The organism is Streptomyces glaucescens, assembly GCF_002154375.1.
GTDB lineage: Bacteria > Actinomycetota > Actinomycetes > Streptomycetales > Streptomycetaceae > Streptomyces > Streptomyces glaucescens.
In genome coordinates, this window is record NZ_MUND01000232.1 from 1 (window position 1) to 8,490 (window position 8,490).

7 protein-coding genes and 4 pseudogenes are annotated in these 8,490 nt (G+C 65.2%); 4 read left to right on the forward strand and 7 right to left on the reverse strand.

What is annotated here, in order from left to right; genetic code table 11:
• Nucleotides 1–249: pseudogene (locus tag CCN42_RS16850) on the forward strand (hypothetical protein); the annotation flags it as partial.
• 410 nt (nt 250–659) lie between these two features.
• Here CCN42_RS16850 and CCN42_RS16860 read toward each other — a convergent pair.
• The 3 genes from CCN42_RS16860 to CCN42_RS16865 form a co-directional block, all read right to left on the reverse strand.
• A complete protein-coding gene (locus CCN42_RS16860) occupies nt 660–2,075 on the reverse strand; it encodes a VanZ family protein (RefSeq protein WP_086736650.1) in 1,416 nt (471 codons plus the stop codon).
• A gap of 81 nt (nt 2,076–2,156) precedes the next feature.
• Nucleotides 2,157–2,288, reverse strand: a complete 132-nt coding sequence (locus tag CCN42_RS45630; protein ID WP_281259496.1) for a hypothetical protein — start codon at nt 2,286–2,288, stop codon at nt 2,157–2,159.
• A 373-nt stretch (nt 2,289–2,661) separates the two neighbouring features.
• The gene (locus tag CCN42_RS16865; protein WP_086736652.1) at nt 2,662–3,297 is read right to left on the reverse strand and encodes a hypothetical protein; all 636 of its coding nucleotides are present in this window, start codon (nt 3,295–3,297) and stop codon (nt 2,662–2,664) included.
• Nucleotides 3,298–3,395: 98 nt separating this feature from the next.
• Here CCN42_RS16865 and CCN42_RS16870 point away from each other — a divergent pair.
• Both CCN42_RS16870 and CCN42_RS45635 read left to right on the forward strand, forming a co-directional pair.
• A protein-coding gene (locus CCN42_RS16870; protein ID WP_211294726.1) for an IS5 family transposase occupies nt 3,396–4,204 on the forward strand; the annotation gives its coding sequence in 2 pieces (ribosomal slippage) (nt 3,396–3,743 and nt 3,746–4,204; 807 coding nt in all).
• 110 nt (nt 4,205–4,314) lie between these two features.
• Nucleotides 4,315–5,163, forward strand: coding sequence for a calcium-binding protein (locus CCN42_RS45635; RefSeq protein WP_107427601.1), 849 nt, complete (start codon nt 4,315–4,317; stop codon nt 5,161–5,163).
• Between the two features lie 149 nt (nt 5,164–5,312).
• Here the strand turns inward: CCN42_RS45635 and CCN42_RS16875 are convergent.
• Nucleotides 5,313–5,567, reverse strand: a pseudogene (locus CCN42_RS16875) (transposase family protein); the annotation flags it as partial.
• Between the two features lie 536 nt (nt 5,568–6,103).
• On the opposite strand from CCN42_RS16875, the gene CCN42_RS16880 reads away from it, so the two are divergent.
• Nucleotides 6,104–6,766 carry a hypothetical protein gene (locus CCN42_RS16880; protein WP_245877321.1) on the forward strand — a complete coding sequence of 221 codons (663 nt, stop codon included), beginning with the start codon at nt 6,104–6,106 and terminating at the stop codon, nt 6,764–6,766.
• 370 nt (nt 6,767–7,136) lie between these two features.
• On the opposite strand, the gene CCN42_RS42125 is transcribed toward CCN42_RS16880, so the two are convergent.
• From CCN42_RS42125 to CCN42_RS16885, 3 genes and pseudogenes are all read right to left on the reverse strand, one after another.
• Entirely contained in the window at nt 7,137–7,322 is a 186-nt protein-coding gene (locus CCN42_RS42125; protein ID WP_143661929.1) for a hypothetical protein, read from the reverse strand.
• Between the two features lie 317 nt (nt 7,323–7,639).
• A pseudogene (locus tag CCN42_RS46150) lies at nt 7,640–7,738 on the reverse strand (RHS repeat-associated core domain-containing protein); the annotation flags it as partial.
• A pseudogene (locus CCN42_RS16885) lies at nt 7,739–8,429 on the reverse strand (transposase family protein); the annotation flags it as partial.
• Nucleotides 8,430–8,490: the final 61 nt, after the last annotated feature.

Consider the following 8,490-nt stretch of genomic DNA (forward strand, 5'->3'; position numbering starts at 1 on the left):
CCAAAGAGACAGAACCTAGCCCTGATTGCCGGCTATCCGGCAATTCCTGTGGGACTCGCCGTGGCCGTCATCGCAGTGAACGCAACTTCCGCCGTCGCCTGCGTCGTGGTGGTCTTCGGTGACATGGTGCCGCTCACGGGATTCGGCGTCACCTTTATGCTCATCGGGGCGCTGATCGTGACGGTCTATGCAGCGATGGAGTACGCAGGCCTGCGGCACATGACCGGTTCGGCTGCCCGACGCGGCTGATGTCGCGTCGGGCAGCCCGGATGGCCGGTTGGTACGTTGCAGGCACGGGCCGTGCGGACGGGCATCCGGTGACGCAGCGTCAGTCCTGGCGTGCGCGATCGCGCCTGTACACGACCGGTGTCGGCAGGGTGATGATCCCGTCGGCCCCGCAGAGGGCGTCCAGCCTGCGGGCCACCTCAGCGGCGAGCTCTTCGGCCTCCTGCTCGGAGGCCGGTCCCACAAACGGCGCATCCCGTGCGAGCGGGTCCAGCGAACGCACTGAGCACCGGACTCGACGGTGAGGGACAGGTCCTGCCCCCGGACCTCCGCGTCGACGAACCGGCACCGGCGAGTCGCCTGGACGGCCTCCGGCGTCACCAGCCGGTTGTTTGGAGGCCTTCTACGACCTCATCGTCCGAAGCAGTGTTGCGTCAGTGGACCATGACGTCCGCACCTTGGACTCGAACTCCAATGCCGTCGTAGACAGCACCGGTGAGGGCATCGACCCGCCAGAGGTCCATCGCACCCCGCTGTGCCGAATCGCCGGAGACCTTGCCCTTCGGACCGACCGCCACGAGCCACTCAGGGCTCCACCCGCCATCCCTCTTCTCCGCCTTCACCTCCACCACCTTGGCATCGATCCCCTGAGGCGGTTCGGCGTTGAACTGCCGCGCCTGACTCGCCAACCCCTTGATCACAGCCCGCTCAGCGTCTTCCTGACTCACTCGGGGGCTGGGGAGATTCATCTTGGTGGGGCCGAGCCTGACGTCCACCTGCGAGATCCGGCCAGCTCGGTCGACCTGCACATCCAGCATCCGGGGCATCAGCACTCCACCGTGGCGGAAGCGCCAGTTTGTCATCCAGCCAAGCTCAGCCTTCTCGCCCACAGCGAAGGTTATGTGGCGACTTGCTGTGCGCGCCCACGGGTAGTGCTGCCGCATGTAGGTGTCGGCCACCTTGAACGCCTCATCCTCAGCGCGGGGCACTGCGGTGCCCTTCACCGGATAGCCCATTCCACTGGGGACGTTGCTGTTCTCCAGCAAGATACTCAGGTGCTGTTTGTCAGGCCAGGACAAGCTTCCGTCGGAGAATGCCTGCTTGTTTCCGTCCCGGCTGACCAGAGTGAAGATCAAGTTCGTGCATGAGAGTCCCACACAAGGCTGAACATAGACCTTTCCAAGCCCGTAGTGCGATCCGAAGGCCTCCTCGACAGCCTGCTTCACAGCCTGACGCTGTTTGTCGCTGGCGTCGGAGAGCGTCGTTCCGTCGGTGTGGATCAGTGTGACCCCCGCAGTGAACGCGGTGTAGCCGGCCACCAGGAGAACGGCCCCGGCAATGAGCGATCCCTTGGCCCAGCCCTGCCAGTCGATCTGTCCGCGCGAGCCGAAGGCGACGACTGCCGCAGCGATGCCGAGGACGGCACCGATCATGTTCATCTCGGCGTCGGCGCTGTCGCAGACGCGGCCGAGCCCTGGACCAGCGGCCTGGGCGAGTTCAATGACGCAAGGAAGGGCCAGCACGCCGACAGCCGCCGGCAGCAGACGCCTCGCAGCGGCCACGGCGAGGAACCCCGCCGGTACGAACATCGCCAGGTTCCACAGACCCTGGGTTGTGCGGAAGGGTTCGGCGACTTCATGGTTGATGGTGCATTCCCCAGAAGGGGCTCCCGCTCCCATAAATGTGACGGCGAGAATGCCGACAACTGTGGCGGACAAAAGTGCCCACCACATCCCGCGGGGGCGACCGAGTCGGCGGGTAAGCAGCCAGGCGGCCACGCCGACAGCTGCTGCGATCAAAGCGGCGACCGTTAGGTAACCATAGCGGTGTTGAAAGATGGCGTTGAACATGCGAGTGGTCCGTACCCGGATTGAAGGAGGAACTGGCCCCCGCCGAGCAGGGAGGGCCAGTGATGGTCAGAATCCGGATGCTCAGCAGTGAGCCGAGGGCGCCTCGTACACGGAAGTGCCCCACTTCATAAGACCGACGCTGGACGTGCACTCGGAGTGGCCGTAGCCCAGGTGGAACGCCTTCAGCCTCGCCTCACCGGTGCTGATAGACATGCTGGACCAGTATTGGATGCCATTCACTCCGCTGTAACCGAGGCTGACGGTAACAGTGGAGCCACGCGAGAACAGCGACGGCGTTACGCACCCCAGTACGCACTCGAAGCTCCAATCGCATGACCGGGACGAAATTCTCACTGACAGTGCTCAATGGTGACTGTCAGTGGCTGGATAAGTGGATCACGCCCCCTCAGCGGAGGGCAATGGATGTCCGAGAGGTGGCCAATTGTGAGCACCAAAAGGCTGAAACGTGAAGATCACAGCCTCATGTCAGCGTCGGACGGTCGCGCTTCTTGCTGCCTCATGACGCTGCGGGCGTGTCAGGGACACCCCGGCTGCCGTCGCGACTCATCGGGGTAACCACCAGATTTCAGCAGCGCTGCCCGGGCCCGATGACTGTGAGTCCCACCTGTCTGGCGAGCCAGTGCGCATACGGCTCCCTCACCTGACGGCCGTCGACGTCTACGCTGCGAACGTGGACGAGGACGGTGTGATCGTTGGCGGCCTCGTCGTAGTTGCGGGTGCTGGTATTGAGGAGGAGTGTCACCTCTGCGTGCTTGTACTCGCCGTGAAAACCCACCTCTGGCGCGTCCGGCCAGCACAAGTCCTGCCAGTTGATCTCGCCCACGCTCGGACCGATCGCCGCCGTGAAAGCGTCCTCGACGCCGTCGACCGCCTGGTCGAGCAACTCGTAGTCCACCGGTAGCCGCCCTTCGTACGCCGCCGGGTCGGTCGGCAGACCCGCTCCCCGGACGCCGACGAGCCATGCAGGGCGGTCCTCGAACGGCACCCGGTCATCGAACTCCCCGTGCTGCTCCCGTCCCCGGAACCATCCCTGGGGTAGCTCCTCCGCCGCCCGACGTACCTCGTCGACAGAGCGGAGCTCCGCGTAGAGGGAGACGTCGGTGTACTCGCAGCGGCCAAACTCCATGAGACGGCGGGCGACGCTCAGGGCGAGTACGGCGTCAGGCGTGCGGAAGACGGGATAGGCGATGTCGTTGGACATGCGGAGACTGTGCCACGGTCCGTCACCGCAGGTCATGGCATTTCCGATCCAATTTAGACGCCATTTCAGTTGGCGTGATCTTGCGGCAGTCTGGGGTGATGACTGCTGCGCTTGTCGAGCGGATGGCGCCGGAAGAGCTGTGGACGTTATTTCAGCGGGTGGTGCCGCCGGCGCCGGTCCGACCGCAAGGCGGAGGACATCGTCGGCGCGGGGACCGCGAGGTGCTGGCTGCGATCATCTTCGTGGCCACCTCGGGCTGCACCTGGAATCAACTCCCGCCAGGCTTCGGCCTGTCCGGGGTCACCGCCTTCCGCCGGTTCACCGAGTGGACCGAGGCCAGGGTGTGGGCCAAACTCCACCGCCTGGTCCTGGACGAACTCGGCGCCCGGGGCGAGCTGGACTGGTCGCGGTGCGCGATCGACTCGGTCAGCGTCCGGGCCCTCAAAGGGGGCAGCTGACGGGACCGAATCCGACCGACCGCGGCAAGAAGGGATCGAAAATCCACCTCATCGTCGACCGCCAGGGCCTACCCCTGTCGATCGGCATCTCCGCCGCCAACCTGCACGACAGCCAGGCCCTCATCCCACTGGTCCGTGGCATCCCGCCCATCCGCTCCCGTCGTGGCCCACGGCGCAGGCGCCCCGGGAAGCTGCACGGCGACAAGGGCTATGACTACCGTCACCTGCGCCGATGGCTCGCTTCCCGTGGCATTCGGCATCGCCTGGCCCGCAAAGGCATCGAGTCCTCCCGGCACCTGGGCCGACACCGCTGGGTCGTGGAGCGGACCGTGTCCTGGCTGTCCGGCTGCCGCCGCCTGCACCGCCGCTACGAACGCAAGCCGGAACACTTCCTCGCCTTCACCGCCATCGCCGCAACCCTCATATGTCACCGCAGACTCACCAAGTGAAATAACGTCTTATCGCGCTCTCGACATCGCCTCATCACCGCCCGAGCCGCCAACCAGGCCGCTCAGATTCTGCGGTTGCCGCGCCCGCGAGAGGTTGCGAAGCTTGGTGTATGGCCAGAACTTGGAAACGCGCCACTGCATTCATGGCCGCATTCACGGCTACGGCATTAAGTCTGCTAGCCGAACAGGGACACGCGGAGGCCTCCAAGGGAATCTCGCCCAGAACCACGGTCGCGAAGGTGGTGGGTAACGCACTCGTCATTGAGGCCGCGCAGGGAAAGAATAATCGGATCACTGTTGAGCGGATCCCAGGCGTCGGGGGCCCTTTCGGCTTCAATAGGTACCTCGTCACTGATTCCGGAGACACGGTTTCGCAATCCGAGTTCACCTCCACTCGGGAGCACCCCATTGAGGCAATTAACATTTTGGCCGGGGATGGCCAGGACGTGGTCAATTGCGCCAAAGCAGGAAGCGTGCGGCTTTACATTGGCGGGGGTGATGGAGTTGACGTGCTCGGTGGAGGCGACGCAGCAGATGTCATCAGCGGCGGTCCCGGTAACGATACGCTCGGCGGCGGAAACGGGAGTGACACACTAGACGGGGCTGGCGGAAACGACACCATTTACGGCCACGCTGGACGTGATCACGTGTTCGGCGGGGCTGGCTCCGACTGGGTCACTGGCGGGTACTACGCAGGTTCATCCCTGCGAGATGGTGACAGCAACTTTGTTGCTGGCGGGCCGGGCGACGACACACTGCAGGGTGACAGAGGCGCCGAAACACTTGAGGGAGATGACGGCGACGACGTCCTGGAAGGGCATGGTGGCGTCGATGACGTACGCGGCAATGCGGGTAACGACACCCTCTACGGCATAGACGACAACATGAACGGCGGGCTGGGCTACGACCGGTGCGGGCGGAGCCCGCAGCGGGCCGAGTGTGAAGCCTTTGCTCCATGAGCGGCTCGTAGGCGCGCTGCGTCGGCTGCCGCAAGATCACGCCAACTGAAATGGCGTCTTACGCGCGCACCCGCATGTGAGCTGAACACTCGGAGAGCGAAGGCAGGGCTGCTCTGCTCAGCTAGAGGTTGTCCCGTATGGGGTCTGAGTTATCCGGCGAGGGCGTTGTGCAGTCGGGCGATGCCGAGCATGGCCTGGTGAACGCCGTCGCCCTTGACACGGCAGTCGCGCAGGATCTTCCAGTTCTTCAGCCGGGACAGCGCGTGTTCCACTCGGGCCCGGGTCCTGCGATGGACTGCGTTCTCCGCCTCCTGCTGACTGCTGAGGTGCGTCTGACCGCGTCGTTTGCGGTGCGGGATGAGCAGGCCGGTGCCCTGGTAGCCGCCATCGGCGATGGTGGTAGTTCAGACTCCCGGCCTGACTGTGAGGCTGCTCCATCCGGTGCGGCACGGCGAGGAATCTCGGGGTTCGCCCCCACGGCTGCAGCGCCTCCCCCGTCACTGTAGGCGCTACTGTCTGCGCAGCGATCTGATCTACACGAAGCCCGCTGCCCAGCAGGTTCGCTTCAGACATCGTCTGGAATGGCCGGGATGGCCGTGCAGGCAACTGCGTAGGTCTCGGTGCGCGAAACCTTGTTCACCAGCCATGCCGAAATGTAGAACAGGACCCACCGGCGCCTGGTCGTGCTCCAGTTCCAGTGGCGTGGCAACTCGGGACGCGAAGAACAGCCGGGTGGCGGTAGCGGCCGGCGTCGATGCTGGTGTCGGCGATGAACTCGACGACCAGCTCGGGCGCCACCGGGTGGTAGTCCAGCTCTCCCCGCGTGGTCCGGCCCGCCTGGGGCCGAGCGTTGGGCGATCTCACGCCGGTCGGCCGAGCGCAGCGGTGTGGTCCGGTGGCCTGATAGAGCATAATCCGCCGGGTGACGAGGGACGCGGACGTGAGCGTGGATGATGCCGAGATATGGCACGAGCGGCTGGGGTGGGCGTTCGGGCTGATAGCAAGCGATCCGGCTGAACGTGCTGCGGCGCTTGTCCGTCTGGCTGACGCCGAAAGGAACAACCAGGACGCTCTGGGTCGGTTCAACAGGGCGTGGCGTCGCAGGTATCCGCTGGGGCGGGAGGCGGCGCGCAGAAACTACCTGAAGGCCCTGAGCTATTCGTTGCCTGGTGGGTTGTGGGACCGGCCGGCCGGTTCCGACATCAGGACGTGGCCGGGTCTTCCCTACGTGCTGTGCTTCCTGGAGTTGGAGGCGAGATATCCGCAGGAGTGGACACGGTATGCCAAGTCGTGGGGCACGAAGGAGGGCCTCATTCGAGACGTGGCTGCCGCTCATCACGATGAGACGGTCAGAAGCAAGCTCGTGGAACTGATCGACATCGTCGTTCAGCGGCCCTACCGCTGCAAGGACCGCGAGTACGTGCGCGTGGCCCGGGCCGTGGACAGTGAGGACCTGCGCAGCAGGCTTGAAAGAGCCGCCCGTTCGGACAACCCATGGGCGCAGCGCCATGCCGGATACGTTCTCTGGCTCCTGGACCGTCCCGAGGTGCCCAATTCACGTCACGTCTGGCGGACCTGGCTGGCGGCGGCTTCCAGTGTGTAAGCACCGACTGCCGTCGCCCGGGGCGGTGTCGCGCGGGTACAGGGCCCGCAGGTCGGCGGTCATCATCCGCCGGCCGGCCGGGCGGGTGTAGCCGTCGACGACCGCCTGCACGATCAGTTCGTCCAGGCTTGCCCGGTGGGCCGGCCGCGCAGGATGTGGGAGAGGTAGCGGCGGACTTCAAGCGTGCGCTGGGTACTTGGCCGTCCATGGCTGCGGAGAAGGGCCCCACCCCTGCTGTCGAGAGGCGAGGCTGTGACCAGCATGGATGCGGACGAGGAAGATCGCATCACCGTATGACGTGCTCCCGGCCGAACCACTGCTGACACTGCCTGCGGACAGTCCCACGCTGCTCGCTGCCACTCCCCGTTTTCTACCTCTTCCTTGCCTTACCCCGCACCCCGATGGTCCACATGATGAGCGATGCCACTCCAAGAGCCGCCAGAATGAGAGGCACGGTCTTCTTCGATCCTTCTGCCGCGATGCCTTGGATCATGGCTATGGCCGTGGCGACCACAACAAGGGACAAAAAGATGGTCATCTTGGCTTTGTTGCTCATTTTCTTCAGCCCTTTCGTCAAAGCAGCGCGGTGGGGGAGACCGGGCCCCACGACCCTGTCACCCCCGGCTTGCTGAACAGGGACCGCCCCGGATCCGCTATCCGTAGCTGATGAGGTCGGCGTTGTTGTAGCCGAGCACGCCTCCCACGGCGCAACTTCCGGCGACTGCGGCTGCGGTCCCCCATGGGCCAGCCATGATGGTGGCTGTCGCGATGATGTTTGTCGTCGCAGCAGCCTCTATTCCGGCGATGCAACCCGTGACAGCGCCCAGATGTCATTGGTGTCTCAAAAAAGTCCGAAACACTGTCGAGGAACCCGAGCCCTGAGGGATCGCTGTTGTTGATGGGGTCGCCGCCCGCGTAAAGGTAGGCGTTGGTCTCTTGCCCGGAGGGGTCGGGTTGGGTGAAGCGGCCGAGGTCGCGGAGGATCTTGTAGTTCTTCATGCGGGAGAAGGTGTGCTCGACGCGGGCGCGGACCTTGCGATGCTGGGCGTTGTCCTCTTCCTCGGCTTTCAACAGCGGGCGTCCGGGTCGTTTTCGGTGCGGGACGATCAGGCCGGTGTTGATGTAGGCGCCGTCCCCGAGGACCGTCACACCTTCGCAGTGTGCGGCCAGGCCGGAGTCCCGCCAGGCTTTCGCGTCCGCCGTGTTGCCGGGCACCGGGCGGGCGGCGGCTACCACCAGGCGCGTCTCGGCGTCCATGATGACCTGCACGTTCGCCGAGAACCGGTAGTTGCGGGACGAGACTCCGACCTTGCGGTCGCGGACCGGGACCAGGGTGCCGTCCACGATCCACAGCCGCTCGACTGCGTCCTGGGAGGCGCGGGCCGGCTCGATCGCGAGCAGCGGGCCGAGCCTTTGGATCACCCGGCACGGTCGCCGGAGAGACACCGAACAGCGGGGCGAGCTGCCGCATGGTGAGGTTCGTGCGGTAGTACACCGCCACCAGCAGCACCCGCTCGGCCAGCGGCAGCCGCCACGGCCGACCCCAGCCGCACCCCTCGCCACCACGTTCCCGGACCGCTTTCAGTAACCGGCCGAACTGATCGACCCGCAGCCCGGTGTACGTCTCCACCCACACCCGCTCGGCCCTCAACACCCCAGCCATACAACGGAGATGCCCAGTTCACGGCCTTCTGCAATACCCTTTAGACGTCATTTCACTTGGC